The sequence below is a fragment of the Aquabacterium sp. T101 genome, assembly GCF_057219775.1.
Window position 1 is genome coordinate 19384 of record NZ_JBXVVZ010000004.1, and the last position, 18334, is coordinate 37717.

Annotated in this window: 13 protein-coding genes; 10 read left to right on the forward strand and 3 right to left on the reverse strand. The window is 73.2% G+C overall.

All coding sequences use genetic code 11. From position 1 onward, the window contains the following. Positions 1 to 3: 3 nt before the first annotated feature. The 3 genes from AC2EAQ_RS11800 to AC2EAQ_RS11810 all read right to left on the reverse strand — a co-directional run bounded on the left by AC2EAQ_RS11800 (position 4) and on the right by AC2EAQ_RS11810 (position 2431). Positions 4 to 666, reverse strand: coding sequence for a 2-dehydro-3-deoxy-6-phosphogalactonate aldolase (locus AC2EAQ_RS11800; RefSeq protein ID WP_484643937.1), 663 nt, complete (start codon positions 664 to 666; stop codon positions 4 to 6). Positions 667 to 767: 101 nt separating this feature from the next. Next, positions 768 to 1730 carry a 2-dehydro-3-deoxygalactonokinase gene (locus AC2EAQ_RS11805; RefSeq protein WP_484643940.1) on the reverse strand — a complete coding sequence of 321 codons (963 nt, stop codon included), beginning with the start codon at positions 1728 to 1730 and terminating at the stop codon, positions 768 to 770. A 44-nt stretch (positions 1731 to 1774) separates the two neighbouring features. Continuing rightward, entirely contained in the window at positions 1775 to 2431 is a 657-nt protein-coding gene (locus AC2EAQ_RS11810; protein ID WP_484643943.1) for an SgcJ/EcaC family oxidoreductase, read from the reverse strand. Between the two features lie 145 nt (positions 2432 to 2576). On the opposite strand from AC2EAQ_RS11810, the gene AC2EAQ_RS11815 reads away from it, so the two are divergent. From AC2EAQ_RS11815 to AC2EAQ_RS11860, 10 genes are all read left to right on the forward strand, one after another. Beyond that, complete coding sequence (locus AC2EAQ_RS11815; protein WP_484643945.1) at positions 2577 to 4109, forward strand: tryptophan halogenase family protein; 1533 nt, start codon at positions 2577 to 2579, stop codon at positions 4107 to 4109. After that, positions 4106 to 5041 (forward strand): alpha/beta hydrolase, encoded by a 936-nt coding sequence (locus AC2EAQ_RS11820; RefSeq protein WP_484643947.1) that lies wholly within the window; start codon positions 4106 to 4108, stop codon positions 5039 to 5041. Before AC2EAQ_RS11815 ends, AC2EAQ_RS11820 begins: the two co-directional genes overlap by 4 nt. A 120-nt stretch (positions 5042 to 5161) precedes the next feature. After that, complete coding sequence (locus AC2EAQ_RS11825; protein ID WP_484643950.1) at positions 5162 to 6514, forward strand: GH1 family beta-glucosidase; 1353 nt, start codon at positions 5162 to 5164, stop codon at positions 6512 to 6514. A gap of 139 nt (positions 6515 to 6653) precedes the next feature. Continuing rightward, a complete protein-coding gene (locus tag AC2EAQ_RS11830; RefSeq protein ID WP_484643952.1) occupies positions 6654 to 7679 on the forward strand; it encodes a LacI family DNA-binding transcriptional regulator in 1026 nt (341 codons plus the stop codon). Positions 7680 to 7723: 44 nt separating this feature from the next. Then, positions 7724 to 10648 carry a TonB-dependent receptor gene (locus AC2EAQ_RS11835; protein WP_484643954.1) on the forward strand — a complete coding sequence of 975 codons (2925 nt, stop codon included), beginning with the start codon at positions 7724 to 7726 and terminating at the stop codon, positions 10646 to 10648. 88 nt (positions 10649 to 10736) lie between these two features. Further along, on the forward strand, positions 10737 to 12239 hold the full coding sequence (locus AC2EAQ_RS11840; protein WP_484643956.1) for a glucoamylase family protein: 1503 nt from the start codon (positions 10737 to 10739) through the stop codon (positions 12237 to 12239). Between the two features lie 19 nt (positions 12240 to 12258). Further along, positions 12259 to 13530 carry a sugar ABC transporter substrate-binding protein gene (locus tag AC2EAQ_RS11845; RefSeq protein WP_484643959.1) on the forward strand — a complete coding sequence of 424 codons (1272 nt, stop codon included), beginning with the start codon at positions 12259 to 12261 and terminating at the stop codon, positions 13528 to 13530. Next, a complete protein-coding gene (locus AC2EAQ_RS11850; protein ID WP_484643961.1) occupies positions 13527 to 14408 on the forward strand; it encodes a carbohydrate ABC transporter permease in 882 nt (293 codons plus the stop codon). The genes AC2EAQ_RS11845 and AC2EAQ_RS11850 overlap by 4 nt, the downstream gene beginning before the upstream one ends. 23 nt (positions 14409 to 14431) lie before the next feature. Further along, the gene (locus AC2EAQ_RS11855) at positions 14432 to 15226 is read left to right on the forward strand and encodes a carbohydrate ABC transporter permease (RefSeq protein ID WP_484643963.1); all 795 of its coding nucleotides are present in this window, start codon (positions 14432 to 14434) and stop codon (positions 15224 to 15226) included. Then, a complete protein-coding gene (locus tag AC2EAQ_RS11860) occupies positions 15223 to 18327 on the forward strand; it encodes a hypothetical protein (RefSeq protein ID WP_484643964.1) in 3105 nt (1034 codons plus the stop codon). Before AC2EAQ_RS11855 ends, AC2EAQ_RS11860 begins: the two co-directional genes overlap by 4 nt. Positions 18328 to 18334 lie beyond the last annotated feature (7 nt).

Below are 18334 nucleotides of genomic sequence, written 5' to 3' on the forward strand. Positions count from 1 at the left end.
CTTTCAGCGCGGCAGCGACGCCCAGGCGGCGGCAAACGCCAGCGCGCGCTCGCGCACCTCGTCGACCGACAGCGCCGGCGTGAACAGCGCCGAGCCGAGCCCGAAGCCGGCGGCGCCGGCCTTCGCATAGGGTGCCATCGACGCGGGCGTGATGCCGCCCACCGGCAGCAGCCGCGTGCCCGCCGGCAGCACGGCGCGCAGCGCCTGCAGCACGGGCGGGGTCAGCATCTCGGCCGGGAACAGCTTCAGCGCGCAGGCGCCCGCGGCCAGCGCGGCGAAGGCCTCGGTGGGCGTGGCGATGCCCGGCACGCAGGCCAGCCCGGCCGACACCGCGGCGCGGATCACCGCCGTGTCGGCATGCGGCATCACCACCAGCTCGCCGCCGGCCCGGGCCAGCGCCGCGACCGACGCCGCTTCGAGCACGGTGCCCGCGCCGATCACCGCGTCGGCGGGCAGCGCGGCGCGGATGGCGGCGATGCTGGCGAAGGGCTCGGGCGAATTGAGCGGCACCTCGATCACGCGAAAGCCCGCGTCGTAGAGCGCGGCGGCGGTGGCCACGGCGCGCTCGGGGCGCAGGCCGCGCAGGATCGCCACCAGCGGCAGCGCGGCGAAGGCGGCGTCGAAGCGGGCGATGGCCGGTGGCGTGGCGGAGGTCGATGGCGTCATGGCGGTGTCGCTGAGCAAAGGATGCGAAGGAGGCGCGTCGTGTCGCGGGATCGGCGGTGGTCGGGTGCGGTCGCGTGCCGGGGCATGCCGTCGATGCGCCCTCAGGCCAGCAGGCCGGCGGCGCGGGCGAGCGCGGCCAGCCCGTCGGGCGCGGTGTTGCCGAGCACGGCGGCCGCGGGCCGGCCGGCCTGCTGCAGCGCGCGGGCGTAGCGGCGGCACAGCGCGTCGTCGCCCACCAGCAGCAGCGGCACGGCCGCCGGTGCGCGCGCCAGCATCGCCTGCAGCTCGCTGCCCACCAGCAGGCCCGACAGGTAGCCCGCCCCCTGGGCCGGCGGCAGCTCGCCCATCAGCGCCAGCGTGCGGGTGGAGAACAGCGTGTGGAGCAGGTCGCCGGCCGCGTCGGCCGAGCGCGCCGCCTGCACGCCGCGGTCGAAGCCGGCCGTGTCGTCGGCGTCGCCGGCGTCGGGCGCCATCAGCCGGCCGAGGATCGAGTGCGTGCGCAGCAGCGCGAACACTTCGCCGGTCATCGCGGTGCGCAGCGACACGATGCGGCCCTGCTCGACCACGACCCACTTCGAGTGCGTGCCCGGCAGCACGAACAGCGCGTGCGGATGCGGCTCGCGCCGCAGCGCACCCATCACCTGGGTTTCCTCGCCGCGCATCACGTCGGGCGCGGCGCCTTGCGGCCAGTGCCGCACGCCGGGGGCCACCAGCAGCGGCACGCCGCCGGCGGTGGCCACCGTGGTGGCGCCGGCCACCAGCGCCGCCGCGTCGGCCGGCGTGGCGGCATAGGGCACCTCCTGCCAGCCCTGCGCGCTGCCGACCATGCCGCAGGCCACGCGCGGCAGCACGGGCCAGCCGTCGACGATGCGCGACAGCGCGGCGTCGAACGCGGCGGCGCCGCCGCCGGCCAGCGCCTGCACTCCGTCGGCGGCATGGCGGGTCTGTAGCACCGCGCCGTCGGCCCCCATCAGGAAGGCGCGCAGGCTGGTGGTGCCCCAGTCCAGGCCGATCAGCTGCGGCACCGCGGCGTTGCCCGATGCGCCGTGCGTGGTGCCATTCATGGTGCGGTTGCTCAAGGTGCCCGACGGACCGTTGCCCGCGCCGCTCATCGCACCGCGGGCGGCGCGGCCGCGACGTTGGTGCCCTGCGCGGCGCGGATGCGCCAGGTGCCGCCGTCGTCCACCAGCAGCCAGGTGAAGTGGCCGTGGCGTGGCGGGCGCGGCGTGCCGTCGGCGTCGCGTTCGCCGTGCACCGCGAAGCCCAGGTGCACCACGGCCGCGCCGGGGCCCACCGGCTTCGCGTCGCAGTCGCCGTTGGCCCACGCGGTGCCGGCCAGCGCGCCGGCGTGCAGCAGCTCGTGCACCTGCACCACCTGCTCGCGGCCGACGAGCCGCTTGCCGCCGACGGTGACCCAGTCGACGTCGGCCGTCACCAGCGCGGGCAGCGCGCCCATGTCGTGCCGGTTCCAGGCCTGCTGCCAGCGCAGCGCCAGGTCGAGCGCGGCCGCGGCCACCGGCCCGGCCGCGGGGCGCACCTGCTGCGGCGCGAAGCGCGGCTGGCGCACGCCGTCCACGTCCACCGCCTCGAAGAACATCGCATGCGGCCGCACCCACCAGCTGCCGTCGCCGGCCAGCGGCCGGTACACCACCAGCGGCTCGTGCGTCTCGCTGTGGCGCGCCACGCCGATCACTTCGTAGTGGCCGCCCTTGTAGTGGCGGTAGTGGCCCACGGGCGTGGCGGGCAGCGGTGGCAGGGCGGTCATGGGCGGGGCAGGGGTCGTCGGCGCAGCCCCGATGATGAAGGATCGGCGGCGCCGGCGTGCGCCGCACGGAGGCGGCGCGTTGCCGGCCCGCGGCGGCCGTGGCAGCATCGCGCCCCACCGCTGCCCGGCCCCCTGGCCTCCTGTCATGAGCAACAGCACCGCCCTGCCACCCCTGCGCGACATCGTCATCGTCGGAGGCGGCACGGCCGGCTGGATGAGCGCGGCGGTGCTGGCCAAGCTGCTGGGCCGCAGCTACCGCATCCGCCTCGTGGAGTCCGACGAGATCGGCATCGTCGGCGTCGGCGAAGCCACCATCCCCAACATCCGCAACTTCAACAGCACGCTCGAGATCGACGAGGACGAGTTCCTGCGCGCCACGCAGGGCACGTTCAAGCTCGGCATCGAGTTCGCGGACTGGGGGGCGCTGGGCGAACGCTACATCCACGGCTTCGGCCGCATCGGCGTCGATCTCGACGGCATCTCGTTCCACCACTACTGGCTGCGCCTGGCGCGGCTGGGACTGGCCATGCCGCTCGATGCCTGCTCGATCAACACCGCGGCGCCGCGCGCGGCGCGCTTCATGCGGGCGCGCGCCGACATGCCCGATTCGCCGTTGGGCGAGATCTCCTACGCGTTCCACTTCGACGCAAGCCTGTACGCGCGCTTCCTGCGCCGCTATGCCGAGGCCCGGGGCGTGGAGCGCATCGAGGGCCGCATCGTCGAGGTGCAGCAGCGGCCGGTCGACGACGGCATCGCCGCCGTGGTGCTGGAGCGCGGGCAGCGGGTGGCCGGCGACCTGTTCATCGACTGCTCGGGACTGCGCGGCCTGCTGATCGAGCAGACCCTGAAGACCGGCTACGAGGACTGGAGCCACTGGCTGCCCTGCGACCGCGCGATCGCGGTGCCCTGCGCGTCGGTGCGGCCGCTGTTGCCGGTGACGCGCTCGACGGCGCGCGACGCCGGCTGGCAGTGGCGCATTCCGCTGCAGCACCGCATCGGCAACGGCCATGTGTTCTGCTCGCGCTACCTGAGCGAGGACGAGGCCACCGCGACGCTGCTGGCGGGCCTGGACGGTGAGCGCCTCGCCGAGCCGCGCACGGTGCGCTTCGTCACCGGACGGCGGCGCCGGTTCTGGAACCGCAACTGCGTGGCGGTAGGCCTGGCCAGCGGGTTCCTCGAGCCGCTGGAGTCCACCAGCATCCATCTGATCCAGGCCTCGATCGCCCGCCTCGTGGCGATGTTCCCGCACGCCGGGCTCGACGACGAGGACATCGACGAATACAACGCCCAGACCGCTTTTGCCTGGGAGCGCATCCGCGACCTGATCATCGCCCACTACCACCTGACGCGCCGCACCGACAGCGCCTTCTGGCGCGACATGCAGCGCATGGAGGTGCCCGAGTCGCTGTCGCGGCGGATCGCGCTGTTCCGCGCCAACGGCCGCGTGTTCCGCGACAACAACGAGCTCTTCGCCGAGCCCTCCTGGCTGCAGGTGATGTACGGCCAGGGCGTGCGGCCGCGCGGCTACCACCCGCTGGCCGACCTGCGCCCGCTCGACGAGGTGAAGGCCTTCGTCGGCAATGTCGGCTCGGTCATCGAGCGCTGCGTCGACGCGATGCCCACGCACGAACAGTTCATCGCCGCCCATTGCGCGGCGCCGCGTCCCGGGGCGGCGTGAGCGCCGCTGTGGACGGGGCCGTGCGCAGCCTGCGGGCGGCGCTGGCCGCGGCGCTGGTCGCGGCGGTGGTCGCGCCCGTTGCGGGCCGGGCGTGTGCGCAGGCGCCGCTGCCCGAAGCCGCCGCGGCGCCGCTGTGGCGCGAGACGCTGGCGTCGTCCACGCTGGGTCGGCACGTCGGCGTGACGCTGTACCGGGCCTCGCCGCCACGGCCCGGGTCCGCGGTCGTGCCGCTGGTGATCTACGTGCTGCATGGTGCGGGCGGCAGCGACCTCGACTTCGCGCCCGGCGGACGGCTGGCGCCCGTGTTCGAGCGCGCGCTGTCCGACGGCACGCTGCCGCCGGGCACCGTGCTCGTGATGCCGGGCCTCGGCCCGAACACATGGTGGATCGACGGCGCCGAGGACGCCGCGGCGACGGCCTTCCTGGACGAGCTGATGCCGCAGGTCGAGGCGCGCCTGGGACTTGCGGCCGGGCCGCCGCGACGAGCCATCGCCGGCGTGTCGATGGGAGGCTTCGGCGCGCTGCACCTGACGCTGCGCGGGCCCGCGCGGTTCTGTGCCGCGGCCCTGGTGAGCCCGGCGGCCTATGTGCCGCTGCCGCCGGCGGAGTCGGCAGCGCGGCGCAGCGCGCAGTTCCTGCGCGCAGGCCGCTTCGACGACGACGCGTGGCAGGCCGCCTCATGGCCTGCCTTGCTGCCGCGCTACGCCGCGGGCGGCGCGCGGGTGGCGATCTGGATCGGCAGCGGGGACCGGGACCCCCTGGGCATTGCGCTCGAGGCCTCGCGGCTGGCCGAGCGTCTGCGGACCCTGCAGCCCGACGCCATGGCGCTGCGCATCGTCGGCGGCGGCCACGACGGGACGGCCTTCGACGCCCAGTGGCCGCAGGCGCTGGCCTTCGTCGCGCGCCACTGTGGCGGCCCGCGAGGGCGTTAGCGCACCGGGGTCGGGGCCGATTGACGCCGGCGTGAGGCTCGGCAACACTTGTGGAAACGTTTCCACGACCGCAGGGATCCCTGCCGTACCGCCCCGCGGTCGGTGCCCACACGCCACGCCATGAAACCTCCCTTTCCTTCGGACTTCCTCTGGGGCTGCGCCACGTCCGCCTTCCAGGTGGAGGGTTCGCCGCTGGCCGACGGCGCCGGCCCCAGCATCTGGCAGCGCTTCGGTCGCACGCCGGGGCGCATCCATGGCGGGGACACCGGCGACGTGGCCTGCGACCACTACCGGCGCATGCGCGAGGACGTGGCGCTGATGCGCGATCTGGGTCTCACCGCGTATCGCTTCAGCATCGCGTGGGGCCGCGTGCTGCCGCAGGGACGCGGGGCCGTCAACGCCGCCGGCCTGGGCTTCTACGAGCGGCTCGTCGACACGCTGCTGGCCGCAGGCATCACGCCGATGGCCACGCTGTACCACTGGGACCTTCCGGCGGCGCTCGACGACCGTGGCGGCTGGCTCAACCCGGACATCGCCGACTGGTTCGCGGACTACGCGCAGGTGATGGTGCGCGCGCTGGACGATCGCGTCCCGCTCTGGGCGACGATCAACGAGCCCTGGGTCGTGGCCGACGCCGGCTACATGCACGGCGTGCATGCGCCCGGCCACCGCTCGGCCGAGGAGGCGGCACGGGCGGCGCACAACCTCCTGCGGGCGCATGCGCACGCGGTCCGGGCCTATCGCGCGATCGGCCGCCAGCGCATCGGGCTGGTGGTCAACATCGAGCCCAAACATGTCGGGCCCGGGGCGACCGCCGCCGACCGGCACGCACAGGCGCTGGCCGACGCCTACATGAACCGCCAGTACCTGGACCCGGCCCTCCTGGGCCGCATGCCGCCGGAGCTGCCGGGCCTGTTCGGCGCGGACTGGCCCGGGTGGACGGACGACGAGGTGCGGGCCCTCGCGGAGCCGGTGGACTTCCTCGGCCTGAACTACTACACGCGCGCGGTGGTCCGGCACGACCCGGCAGGCTGGCCCGTGCCCGCCGTGCCGGTCCGGCAGCCGGGCGCGATCCACACCGAGACCGGCTGGGAGCTGCACCCGCAGAGCCTGACCGACACGCTCGTGTGGATGCACGAGCGCTACGGCGGGCTGCCGCTGTACGTGACCGAGAACGGCGCGGCCTTCTACGACCCGCCGAGCGCCGTGGACGGGCGGGTGGACGATCCGCTGCGCGTGCACTACCTGCGCACCCACGTCGCCGCGGTGCGCGACGCGATCGCCCGCGGCGCCGACGTGCGGGGCTACTTCGCCTGGTCGCTGTTCGACAACCTGGAGTGGGCGCACGGGTACTCCAAGCGCTTCGGCCTCGTGCATGTCGACTTCGCGACGCAGCGCCGTACGCCCAAGGCCAGCGCACGGTGGTACTCACAGCTGATCGCCGCGGGCGGCGCGCTGCCCGAAGGCGCCTGAGCGGCCGGCCCGACCGGCCGCCGCGCCGCCACGGCCGCCCCGCTTAGGTGGAAACGATTACATGCAACCCGACCGGTTCATGTCCCAATCACCATGTAACCCTTCTCATGATTGTTACAACCCATCCCGCACAACACCGATGGCCTCCACGATCAAGGACGTAGCCCGCGCCGCCGGCGTCTCGGTGGCCACGGTGTCGCGCGCGCTCAACGGCGCGAGCAACGTGCTGCCGGAGACGCGGCTGCGCATCCTGGAGGTGGCGCGGGCGATGCGGTTCGTGCCGTCGAGCGCGGCGCGGTCGCTGATCACCCGCCGCACCGACACCATCGGGGCGCTGCTGCCCGACCTACACGGCGAGTACTTCTCCGAGCTGATCCGGGGCATCGACCAGGCGGCGCGCGCGCGCGGGCTGCACCTGCTGCTGTCGAGTTCGCATGACGACGCCGACGAGGCCGCCACCGCGCTGCGGGCGATGCAGGGCCGGGTCGACGGCCTGCTGCTGATGTCGCCGCACGCCGACAGCGAGTTCCTGTCGCGCAACCTCCCGGCCAACCTGCCGGCGGTGCTGGTCAACACCGACGTGCGGCTGCCGGGGCACGCCTCGTTCATGGTCGACAACTTCGGCGGCGCCCGCACGATGACGCGCCACCTCGTGGCCGCGGGCCGGCGCCACATCGCCTTCGTGTGCGGCCCCGAGGGCAACCACGAGTCCGAGGAGCGTCTTCGCGGCTGGCGCGCGGGCCTTCGCAAGGGCATGCGCGAGACAGTGCTGCCCGGCGACTTCGACCAGGCCTCGGGCTGGGCCGCGGGCCGCCGGATCGCGCAGTCGCGGCCGCGGCCCGACGCGGTGTTCGCCGCCAACGACATGATGGCCATCGGCTGCCTGGCCGCGCTCGCCGAGGCGGGCCTGCGCGTGCCCGAGGACATCGCCGTGGTCGGCTTCGACGACATCCCCATCGCGCGCTATGTCGCGCCGGCCCTCACCACGATCCGCGTGCCCATCGCGGCCATCGGCGCGGCGGCGCTGGATGCGCTGTCCAAGCGCATCGAGTCGCCCGACCTGCCCGAGGGCCGCCCCACCGTGATGCCCGTGGAACTGGTCGTCCGCCGCTCCTGCGGCACCGGCCCGCCCACCCCCCTGCAGCCCCCGGACGTCGCCCACTGACGCCGCGCCCGCCCACCCAACGATTCCAGCAGAGGAGACAGACGATGAAGCGCCATACCGGATCCGATCGATTCCGCCGCCACGCCCTCGCCACGGCCGTGGTGCTGGCCCTGGCCGGCACCGCAGCCCACGCGCAGGTGAGCACCTCCACCATCAAGGGCCAGATCGCCGCCGCCCAGGGCGGCACCACGGTGACGGCCGTGAACCTGGCCAACGGCAACACCTACCGCACCACGACCCAGGCCGACGGCAGCTACGTGCTCACCGGCCTGGCCCCGGGCTCCTACGAGATCCGCGTCGGCGGCCAGAAGTCGTCGCCGGTGCTGCTGCAGGTCGGCGAGACGGCCTCGGTCGACCTCGCCCTGGCCGGCACGCAGTCGATCACCATCGTCGGCTCGGCTCAGCGCCAGGGGGTGCGGGACTCGCAGGTCGGCACCAATGTCTCGCGCAAACTGATCGAGGCGCTGCCGCAGACGACGCGCAACTTCCTGAGCTCGGCCGACCTCGCGCCGGGCGTGGCCTTCTCGACGGACGGCGCGGGCAACACCAAGATCCAGGCGGGAGCGCAGAACTTCGACCACGTCAACGTCTTCATCGACGGCGTCGGCCAGAAGAACAACATCCTGCGCGGCGGCCTGACCGGCCAGGACTCGTCACGCGGCAACCCCTTCCCGCAGTCGGCGATCGCCGAGTACAAGGTGCTGACGCAGAACTACAAGGCCGAGTTCGAGCAGGTCAGCAGCGCGGCCATCAGCGCGGTCACCAAGTCGGGGTCGAACGAGCTGCAGGGCGAGGCCTACATCGACCGCACCGGCACCAACTGGCGCTCGCTGTCGGTGTTCGAGAAGGAGCGCGAGGCCGCCGGCGTGCGGCTGCCGCCGTCGTCGAAGAAGGAGTACGGCTTCAACGTCGGCGGGCCGCTGGCGCGCGACCAGGCCCACTTCTTCCTCGCCTACGACGGCAAGAAGATCGAGGACTCGCGCCAGGTGGTGCCGCGCAACCTGAACCTGCTGCCCGCCACCCTGGGCATCGTGCCGTCGCTGGTGGCGGCCCAGGGATCGCAGGTCGACAACTTCACCGAGCACCTGTTCTTCGGCAAGCTCGACCTGCAGGTCAACGACGACAACCGCCTGAGCGTCAGTCTGAAGCTGCGCCGCGAGTCCGACCTGCTGCCCGAGAACCGCGACCTCAGCGCGCCGGGCAACGACAAGAAGCGCGGCAACGACGACACGCGCTTCGACATCAAGAACGAGTATTCGCGCGGCGCGCTGCTGAGCGAGACCCGCCTGGGCTGGGAGAAGGCGCGCTGGAACCCGCACTCGTCGGCGACCGAGCCCTTCGTGCGCTACAAGGTCTCGTCGGCCACGCCCCAGGTGCTGTCGGGTGCGCAGGACGTGCTCTTCGTCGGCGGCTCGCCGGACGCGCAGGACCGCGGCCAGGAAGGCACCTACGCCTCGCAGGACCTGACCTACACCGGTCTCAAGGGCCACGTGATCAAGGGCGGGATCAAGGTCAAGTCGATGAAGTACGTGCTGGCCGGCACGGCCTTCAGCGTCGACACGGTCGACGTGCTGATCGACCGCACCACGGGCCTGCCGTACTTCGACGGCCTCAACTGCCTCGGGACCAACATCACCAACGGCGGCGCCAACAGCGACCAGTGCTCGATCCGCCGCGCGGCGCCGGGGGCCAACGCCACCTTCGGCAACGAGCAGCTCGGCCTGTACCTGCAGGACGACTGGGCGGTCAGCAAGCAGCTCGAGCTCAACCTCGGCCTGCGCTACGACTACGAGACCAACATGTTGAACAACGACTACCGCACGCCGGCAGACCGTGTGGCAGCGTTGCTGGGCCCGGACGGAACCCGCTGGGGCATCACCCCGCCCGCGGGCCAGACCTACGAGCAGTCGCTGGCGCTGGGCGGCATCAACATCCGCGACTACATCAGCACCGGCACCTCGCGCAAGCCGTTCCGCAAGGCCTTCGCGCCCCGCCTGGGCGCGTCGTACGACGTGTTCGGCGACAAGGCCACCGTGGTGTTCGGCGGCTGGGGCCGCTCGTACGACCGCACGATGGCCAACCATGCCCTCGACGAGCTGCAGAAGAACCAGCAGCCGGGCGGCGAGATCTGGCTGATCCGCAACGAGTTCAAGATGCCCTATGCGGACCAGTTCACGGTCGGCCTGCGCCAGGCGGTAGGCCAGTGGAACACGGAGCTCGCGCTCAGCCGCGTCAATGCCAAGAACCAGTTCTCGTGGTTCGGCGGCAACCGCGACCCCAATGGCGGCTTCGCCACCCAGAGCTCGATCGACCCGCTGTGGGGCGGGCCCAACGGGTACGGCACGCTGATCCTGGGCGACTTCATCACGCAGACGCGCACGAACTCGGTGTTCGCCAAGCTCGAGAAGCCCTACACCGCCGCCTCGGGATGGGCCGTCAACGTGGCCTACACCTACAGCGACGCCAAGACCACCAACCGCGACTGGAACAACGACATCTTCGACTGGAACTACGGCCGCCCCGGGGCCCGCGGGTTCAATCCGTCGACGCTGGTGGACAAGCATCGCCTCGTCGCTGCCGGCGTGACCGAGAAGCTGCTGCCCTTCGGCATCACGCTGGCCGGCAAGGTCACGTGGGCCAGCGGCCTGCCGCGCCGCATCACGAGCTGCGCCGCCGGCTTCAGCAACTGCGTCTCGGTGGAAGGCGACTCGCCCTCGTTCAAGCAGGTGGACCTGAGCGTGAGCAAGGCGCTGAGCTTCGGCAAGCACGCCAACTTCACGCTGCGCGCCGACGTGCTCAACGTGTTCAACAGCACCAACTACGGCGGCTTCGACGACTGGGGTGGCGGGCCCGTGGCCCCCGGCAACCCGACCAACGCCGTGGGGGGCGACAACCTGAACCTGGGCAAGCCGAACTCGATCCGCGGCGACACGCGCACCTACCGGCTGGCGGTGGTCTACAAGTTCTGACGATCGCTGCGCGGACACGCGACCCGGGGCGCCCTCAGGCAGCCCCGGGTTCGCATGTCCGGGCCCACAGCCCGACCGACACGCCAACATGACCCAGCCGACCGACCCCTCTGGCGGCCGGAGGCGGCTGCAGGCCGCTGCCGACGCCCCCCGCCTGCGCCGGCGCCACCTCCTGACGGGCACGGCCGCCACCCTGGCGGCACCGTGGTGGGCCACGGCCTGCAGTTCCGCCGGCGCGCCCGTCGACGCGGGCGACGGCCCGGCCGCCCTGCCGCCGATGGACGCCGCCGCGCTCATCGACGACCTGGAGCGGCGCAGCTTCCAGTACTTCTGGGAGACCACCGACGCGCGCAGCGGGCTCGTGCCCGACCGCTGGCCGACGCCCTCCTTCGCGAGCATCGCCGCGGTGGGCTTCGCGCTGTCGGCCTACCCCATCGGCGTGGCGCGCGGCTGGATCACGCGCGCGCAGGCCCGCGACCGCGTGCTGGCGACCTTGCGCTTCTTCCACGACGCGCCGCAGGGGCCCGGGGCCGCCGGCGTGGCAGGCTACCGCGGGTTCTTCTATCACTTCCTGGACATGCAGACCGGCATGCGCTATCGCGACTGCGAGCTGTCCACGGTCGACACCGCGCTGCTGCTGGCCGGGGCGCTGCACTGCCAGTCGTGGTTCGACGGTGCCGATGCCGCGGAGACGCAGATCCGCCACCTGGCCGAAGAGCTGGCGGCAAGGCCGGACTGGCGCTGGGCCCAGGTGCGCCCGCCGTCGATCGGCCATGGCTGGCGTCCCGAGAACGGCTTCATCGCCAGCGACTGGAAGGGCTACAACGAGGCGATCATCGTGTACTTGCTGGCGCTGGGAACGCCGGCGCGCCCGCTGGACGCCGACGCCTGGTCGGCGTGGACGAGCACCTACGACCGCTCCTGGGGAACCGACCACGGCCAGACCTACCTGCGCTTCCCGCCGCTGTTCGGGCACCAGTTCACCCATGCCTGGGTGGACTTCCGCGGCCTGCGCGAGCCCTGGCTGGCCGCACGCGGGCTGGACTATTTCGAGAACTCGCGCCGCGCCACGCTCGCGCAGCGCGCCCATGCCATCGCCAACCCCGACGGCTGGGCGGGCTACGGGCCGGACGTCTGGGGCGTGACCGCCTGCGATGGACCGGCCGATGTCGAGCGCCCCTTCGGAGGGCGCATGCGCCGCTTCATCAGCTATGCCGGCCGCGGCATGGCCGAGCACGACGACGGCACGATCGCGCCCTATGGCGCGGGCTCGTCGATCGTGTTCACGCCCGAGCTGGCCACCGCCGCCCTGTCGGCCATGCACCGGCGCTGGGGCCGGGAGATCTACGGCCGCTACGGCTTCTTTGCATTCAACCCCAGCTTCACCTTCACCGACGTGCGCCTTACCCACGGCCGGATCGCGCCTGGCGTCGGCTGGGTGGACACCGACTTCCTCGGCATCGAGGTGGGCCCGCTGCTGATGATGCTGGCCAACCACCGCGGCGGCCATGTCTGGGACGCGATGCGCCGCAACCCCCATGTGCGGCGCGGCCTGCAGCGGGCAGGATTCACAGGTGGCTGGCTCGGCTGACTTCCCGCGACCACCGACGATGCGTCGGCGCGCGCTGCTGGCCGCCGCGGCCGCCGCCTCGATCGGCACGGCCGGCTGCGCCCGGCGCGACCCGGGCACCTTGCGCTTCTGGGCCATGGGCCGGGAGGGCGAGGTCGCGGGCGCGCTGATGCCGGAGTTCGAGCGCGAGCATCCGGGCATCCGGGTGCGCATCGAGAAGCTGCCCTGGAGCGCCGCGCACGAGAAGCTGCTCACCGCGTTCGCCGGCGACAGCCTGCCCGACGTGGCCCAGCTCGGCAACACCTGGCTGCCGGAGTTCGTCGCCATCGGCTCGGTCGCGCCGCTGGACGGGCGCGTTGCGGCGGCGCCCGACATCGACCCGGCCGACTACTTCGAGGGCATCTGGGACACCAACCGCCTGGGCGGCAAGCTCTGGGGCGTGCCGTGGTACGTCGACACGCGCCTGCTCTTCTACCGCCGCGACCTCCTGGCGGCGGCCGGCGTGGGCGCGCTGCCGCAGCGCTGGGACGACTGGCTGGCCTGCATGCACGCGCTCAAGCGCCACGTGGGCGAGAAGCGCTATGCGATGCTGCTGCCGCTCAACGAGTACGACCCGCTGGTCGCCCTGGCCCTGCAGCAGCCCGGCGACGCCCTGCTGCGCGACGGCGGCCGCTGGGGCCACTTCCGCGGCGCGGGCTTCCGGCGGGCGTGGGAGTTCTACCTCCAGGTGTTCGAGCAGGGGCTCGCGCCCCCGGCCAGCGACAACGAGATCGCCAACGTCTGGAACGAGTTCGGCCGCGGCTACTTCGGCATGTACATCAGCGGGCCGTGGCAGATCGGCGAGTTCCGGCGCCGGCTGCCCGCGGCCCTGCAGTCGTCGTGGAGCACCATGCCGCTGCCGGGGCCCGACGGCCCGGGCGTGTCGATCGCCGGGGGCTCGAGCCTGGCCCTGTTCGCGCGATCCGGGCGCCAGGAGGCCGCATGGGCCCTGGTGCGCTACCTGTCGCGCCCCGCGGTGCAGCAGCGCTTCCATGCGCTCACGGGCAACCTGCCGCCGCGCCGCGCGGCCTGGGCCGCCGGCGCGCTCGCCGCCGACGAGCCCACGCGGGCGTTCCGCGATCAGCTCGAGCGCGTGCGGCCCGTGCCCAAGGTGCCGGAGTGGGAGCGCATCGCCACCGAACTGCGGCTCGCCGCCGAGCGCGCGGTGCGGGGCGTGCAGCGGCCCGACGCCGCCCTCGCCGCGCTGGACGCACGCGTCGACGCGATGCTGGACAAGCGTCGCTGGCTGCTGGCGCGCGGAGCCACCCCATGAACGGCCGCCAGCTCGCCGGCTGGATGTTCGTCGGCCCGGCGCTGATCGCCATCGCGGTGTTCTTCGTCGTGCCGGTGGCCCTGGCGCTGGCGATGAGCTTCACCGACTTCGACATCTATGGCCTGGCCGACCTGCGCAACGTGCGCTTCGTGGGCCTGGACAACTATGCGCACCTGCTGTCCACGCCGCTGTTCTGGCAGGCCCTGGGCAACACGATGTTCTTCGTGATCGTGGGCGTGCCGCTGTCCATCGGCGTGTCGCTGGGCGCGGCGCTGCTGCTGAACTCGCCGCTGGCGCGGTGGCGCGGCTTCTTCCGCACCGCCCTGTTCGCCCCCGTGGTCACCACCCTGGTGGCGGTGGCGGTGGTGTGGCGCTACCTGCTGCACACGCGCTACGGCCTCGTCAACCACGGCCTGTCCTCGCTCGGCCTGCCCACCGTGGACTGGCTGGGCGACCCGGCCCTGGCGATGCCTGCGATCGCGCTGATGTCCGTGTGGAAGAACTTCGGCTACAACATGATCATCCTGCTGGCGGGCCTGCAGGCGATCCCGCGCGACCTGTACGAGGCCGCGGGCCTGGAGGGGGCCACGCGCTGGCAGCAGCTGCGCCACATCACGCTGCCGGCGCTCGCTCCGATGCTGCTGATGGTGGGCATCCTCACGATGGCGGCCCACTTCCAGCTCTTCGCCGAGCCCTACGTCATGACCCAGGGCGGCCCGGCCCAGAGCACGGTCACCGTGCTGTACTTCATGTACGAGGAAGGCTTCAAGTGGTGGAGCCTGGGCTCGGCGTCGGCGGTGGCCTTCGTGCTGTTCGCCTTCATGTTCGTGTTCACGGTCGCCCAGGTCCGCCTGGCGCGGCGCTCGGAGGCCCTGTGACGCGGCGCGGCGAGGCCCTGCTCGTGAACGCGGCGCTCGTGGCGATCGCGGCGCTGACGATGTTCCCGCTGCTGTGGATGGTCTCGGCGTCCTTCATGGCGCCCGGCGAGGCCGCGCAGTTCCCGCCGCCGCTGCTGCCGCGCGAGGCGTCCTGGGCCAACTACCGGGAGCTCTTCGCCACCGCCGGCATCGGCCGCCAGCTCGTCAACAGCCTGGTGGTTTCCGCGGGGGCGACGGTGCTGTCGCTGGCCTTCAACCTCAGCGCGGGCTATGCGTTCGCGAAGCTGCGCTTCGCCGGCCGCGACCGGGTGTTCCGCGGCCTGCTTGGCGCGCTGGTGATCCCGGCGCAGGTGACGATGATGCCGCTGTTCCTGATGCTCGAGCGCATGGGGCTGGTCAACAGCGTCGCGGGGGCCCTGGTGCCTTGGCTGGCCAGCGTGTTCGGCATCTTCCTCGTGCGCCAGTACGCGCTCACGATCCCCGACGAGATCCTCGAGGCGGCCCGCATGGACGGCGCCAGCGAATGGCGCATCTTCCGGCTCATCGTGCTGCCGCTGCTCAAGCCGGTGATCGTGACGCTGGCCGTGCTGAGCTTCCTCGGCGCATGGAACGACTTCATGTGGCCGCTGATCGTGCTGAGCGACCGCGACCTGCAGACGCTGCCGGTGGCCCTGGCCGCGCTGTCGCGAGAGCATGTCTCCGACACCGAGCTGATGATGGCCGGCGCGGTGGTCACCGTGCTGCCGGTGCTGCTGCTCTTCCTGGCGCTGCAGCGCTACTACATGCAGGGGCTGCTGATGGGCAGTGTGAAGGGATGAAGGGCGCCGCGTCGACCATCGCGCTGGCGCTCGCGCTGGCCACCGCCGCCCCGGCCGGGGCGGCGGTGCTCGACGACTTCCGCGACGCCGCGCCGTGGCGGGCCCTGGCGTCGGACCAGGTACGCGCGACGCTTCGCCGCGACGCCGCCGACGCCAGCCTGTGCCTCGACTACGACTTCGGCGGCGTGTCGGGCTACGCGGTGATGCGGCGCGAGCTGCCGCTGGAGTGGCCGGCCCACTTCGACCTGCAGCTGCGCGTCAAGGGCCACGGCGCCGTCAACGATGTGCAGATCAAGTTCGTCGACGACAGCGGCGACAACGTGTGGTGGGTGCACCGCCCCAACCATGCGATGCCCGCGACGCTGGCCGACTGGAACCTGCGGCGGCGCCATGTCGACTTCGCCTGGGGCCCGGCAGGCGACCGGACGCTGCGCCGCACGCGCTACGTCGAGCTGGTGGTGTCCGCGGGCCGCGAAGGCGGCCGCGGCTCGCTGTGCGCGGCCCGCCTGGCGCTCACCGAGCGGGCGCCCGATCCGGTGCCCTGGCCCGCCCCGGTGGTGCGCGCGGACGGCAGCACGCTGGAGCTGGACTTCGGCCACCTGCGCGAGTTCAACGGCGTGGCGCTGCGCTGGCCCGAGCGGGCGGCCGCGGCGCGGGACTACGAGCTGCTCGCGTCCGCCGATGGCCGGCAGTGGCGATCCTTGCGCCGCGTCGTGGCCGGCGACGGCGGCCTGGACACGCTGTTCCTGCCCGAGCAGGAGGCGCGCCACCTGCGCGTGGTGAGCAGCGTGCCCGCGCCCAAGGCGCTCAAGGCGCCCGGGCGGGCCGAGCGCCCGCGCAGCCGCCGCGCCGCGCCGCCGCCCCTGCCCGTGCTCGAGCTGCGCGACGCCACGCAGTGGCCGGACTTCAACGCCGTGCTCGCGGAGCAGGCCCGCGACGCGCGACCCGGGCACATGCCGCGCGCCTTCCTCGGCCAGCAGAACTACTGGGGCCTGGTCGGTGTCGACGGCGGCGGCGAGCGCTCCGCGCTGCTGTCGGAGGACGGTGCCGTCGAGATCGGCCGAGGCGGCTACTCGATCGAGCCCGCGGTCCAGCTCGACGACGGTCGCGTCGTCACCTGGGCCGATGTGCAGCCCGGGCAGTCGCTGCGCGACGGTTACCTGCCCGTGCCGTCGGTGCACTGGCAGCACGAGGCGTTCACGCTCGACGTGGAAGCGGGGGCCGACGGCACGGCCGACGCGCCGCAGGCGCTGGTGCGCTACACCGTGGGCAACCCGGGCGACCGGCCGCGCACGCTGACGCTGTGGCTGGCCCTGCGGCCCTGGCAGGTGAATCCGCCGCAGCAGTTCCTCGCCACGCAGGGCGGCGCGAGCCCGGTGCGCACGCTGGCCTGGGCGGACGGCGTGCTGGCCGTCAACGGCCGCCGCATCGTGCGTCCGACGGAACCCCCGCGCGCCGTGGGTGCGCTGGCCTACGACGCCGGCTTCTCGCTGGAGGCGCTGGCCGCGGCGCCGCCGCTGACCGCGCTGGAGGACCCGCAGGCCCACGCGTCGGCGCTGATGCAGTTCCGCCTGACCCTGGCCGCGGGCGAACGCCGCACGCTGGGCTGGGTGGCGCCGCTGGGCCCGCAGGCCGGCGCGCCCGACCGCGTGGACGCCGCGGCCCTCGAAGCCCGGCTGGCGCGCAGCGCCGAGTCCTGGCGGGAGCGCCTGAACCGCGCGTCGCTCGTGCTGCCCCCCGAGGCGCAGCCGCTGGCCGACACGCTGCGCAGCGCGCTGGCCCAGATCCTGGTCTCGCGCGAGGGCCCGGCGCTCAAGCCGGGCACGCGCTCCTACGCCCGCGCCTGGGTGCGCGACGGCGCGATGATGGTCGCCGGCCTGCTGCGCCTGGGCGAGGCCGACGCCGCACGCGAGTTCGTCGACTGGTTCTCCGGCTTCGTGTTCACCTCGGGCAAGGTGCCCTGCTGCGTGGACGCGCGCGGCGCCGACCCCGTGGCGGAAAACGACAGCCACGGCCAGTACCTCTACGCGGTGGCCGAGGTGTGGCGGCACACGCGGGACCGCGCCTTCCTGGCGCGCCACTGGCCCACGATGCAGCGCGTGGTGGCCTACCAGGAGAGCCTGCGCCAGAGCGAGCGCGGCGAGCGCAACCGCGAGCCGGCCCGGCGCCACTACTTCGGCCTGATGCCGCCGTCGATCAGCCACGAGGGCTACTCCGACCGCCCGGCCTACTCCTACTGGGACGACTTCTGGGCGCTGCGCGGCTACAAGGACGCCGTGCGCATGGCGCTGGTGCTCGGCCACGACGCCACCGCGGTGCGCTGGGCGGCCTGGGGCGACGAGTTCGAGCGCGAACTCGCGGCGTCGATCGTGGCTGCCGCGGCCGTGCACGGCGTGGACTTCATCCCCGGAGCGGCCGACCGCGGCGACTTCGACGCCACCTCCACCACCATCGCGCTCAACCCGGTCCAGGCCGAGGTGCCGGCGGGCCTGCTGACGGCCACCTTCGAGCGCTACTGGAAGGACGCGCAGGCGCGCACGCTGGGGCAGCGCGCCTGGAAGGACTACACGCCCTATGAACTGCGCACCGTGGGCGCGCTGGCACGCATGGCGCAGGGCGAGCGTGCGCACGCGATGCTCGACTTCTTCATGCGCGACCGTCGACCGGCAGGCTGGAACCAGTGGGCCGAGGTCGTCCGGCCGGGCTATCGCGAGCGCGGCTTCATCGGCGACCTGCCGCATGCCTGGGTGGCTTCGGACTACATCCGCTCGGCGATGGACCTGTTCGCCTACGAGCAGGAGGCCGACGCCAGCCTGGTGGTGGGGGCGGGCTGGAAGCCCTCGTGGCTCGCGCGCGGCCTGTCGGTGCGCGGCCTGTCCACCGCCTACGGGCGCCTGAGCTACCGCCTCGAGCGCGTGACCGGCGGGTGGCGCTTCACGATCGGCTCGCCATTGCCCGAAGCGCGGGGCGGCCTGTGGCTGCAGTGGCCCGGCAGCGACGCGCTGCCGCGGGCCCGCCAGGACGGCCGCGAGCTCGCCTGGACCGGCCGGCGCCTCGCGCTGCCGCCGACGACGGCCACGATCACGCTGCTGGACCCCTGACGCCCCG